At 59.3% G+C, this 1,674-nt stretch carries 2 protein-coding genes; both read left to right on the forward strand.

Annotated features, from left to right (window positions below):
* Positions 1–683 (forward strand): ferrochelatase (locus tag JJE47_17685; GenBank protein MBK5269257.1); only part of this gene is annotated, 683 nt, incomplete at its 5' end.
* Between the two features lie 60 nt (positions 684–743).
* Positions 744–1,637: an oxygen-dependent coproporphyrinogen oxidase gene (gene hemF, locus JJE47_17690; protein MBK5269258.1), complete on the forward strand. Its 894-nt coding sequence runs from the start codon at positions 744–746 to the stop codon at positions 1,635–1,637.
* Positions 1,638–1,674 lie beyond the last annotated feature (37 nt).

Consider the following 1,674-nt stretch of genomic DNA (forward strand, 5'->3'; position numbering starts at 1 on the left):
TCGCTCAGGGTTGCGGCCGGTTGGTGATCATTCCGCTCTTTCCGCAGTACGCATCAGCCTCCAGTGGTTCGGCGCTCGCCAAAACGTTCGAAATCGTTGGTGGCCGAACGAACGTGCCTGACGTGGTCACGGTGGGTCCATTCTTCGACAATCCGGGTTTCTTGCAGGCAGCTGCCGATATCGCCAAACCGCTTCTGGAGGACTTCGCCCCTGATCACATCCTGTTCAGCTACCACGGGCTACCTGAGAGCCAGATAATGAAATCCGATCCATCAACCGATTGGTGTCTCGGATCGGCGTCGTGTTGCGACGAGCTGAACCGTACGAACCGCTCCTGTTACCGAGCCCAATGCTTTGCCACCACGAGGGGCCTCGTCGGTCTGTTGAACCTGGAGCCGGGGTCGTTTACGACCACGTTTCAGTCGCGCCTCGCCGGGCAACGCTGGATCGAACCTCACACCGACACCATCATGCCGAAATTGACCGGGCAGGGAGTGCGTCGGCTGGCGGTTCTGACCCCGGCATTCACGGCGGATTGTCTCGAAACGATCGAAGAGATCGGGATTCGCGGCAAGAAGCAGTGGGCTGAAGCCGGAGGCTCCGAATTGCTCCGGATCCCCTGTGTGAATGCCAGCTCACCATGGGCAAACGCGGTGGCTCAGATGGCACAAGCCGCCCATTGAGGTCAGTCTGACACCGCCCGGGTACCATCGCGGCACACGAGAATCGGAGCAAAGGCCCTCGTGGCACCACTCTCTAAAACCTTCCACGAAGCAGAAACCCTCTACCGCCGTATTCAGTCCGACCTGATTGCCCGTTACGAGTCGATCGATGGCGGCCGGTTTGATATGGATGCGTGGGATCGCCCTGGAGGCGGTGGCGGTCTAACCCGGGTGCTTTCAGATGGCGCAGTGTTCGAGAAAGCCGCCGTCAACGTTTCGGCCGTCCAAGGTCCGGCCCCGAAAAAACTCACGGAACATCTCGGCGTGGAGGCATCCTGGTTCGGCGCCACCGGGGTATCACTGATTCTCCACCCTCGGAACCCCTACATCCCAACGATGCACGCCAATCTTCGTTACTTCGAAACCGATACCGGGACCGCCTGGTGTGGTGGCGGAGCCGATCTCACCCCTTATTACTTCGACGAGCAGGACGCATTGCATTTCCACCGTTCCCTGAGCGAAGCCTGCCAAAGGCACGAAGCGGGCGACTATCAACGGTGGAAGACAACCTGCGACGAATACTTCTGGCTTCCCCACCGTGGAGAGTCCAGGGGGATCGGAGGCATCTTCTTCGACCATGAAACCGACGTCGAGTCGATACTGGCATTACAGAGCGATCTCGGATCGGCCATCGCCGACGCCTATCTGCCAATCGTCGATCGCCATCGGGAGTCTCCTTACGCCGAAGCCCAGGAACGATGGCAACATCAGCGCCGGGGCCGATACGTCGAATTCAACCTCCTCCATGATCGGGGCACAAGATTCGGCCTACAGACTGACGGTCGGACCGAGTCGATCCTGGTTTCGTTGCCACCGCGAGTGCGATTCGATTACAACGCGGTTCCGAGCCCTGGATCTTCCGAACAAGAGTTGATCGACGTACTCACTTCGCCACCACGTACCTGGATCACCTGATCCGACTGGTTGTCGGTGGGCCCACCGAATACGTTAA

The organism is Acidimicrobiia bacterium (genome assembly GCA_016650365.1).
Classification (GTDB): Bacteria; Actinomycetota; Acidimicrobiia; order Spongiisociales; family JAENVV01; genus JAENVV01.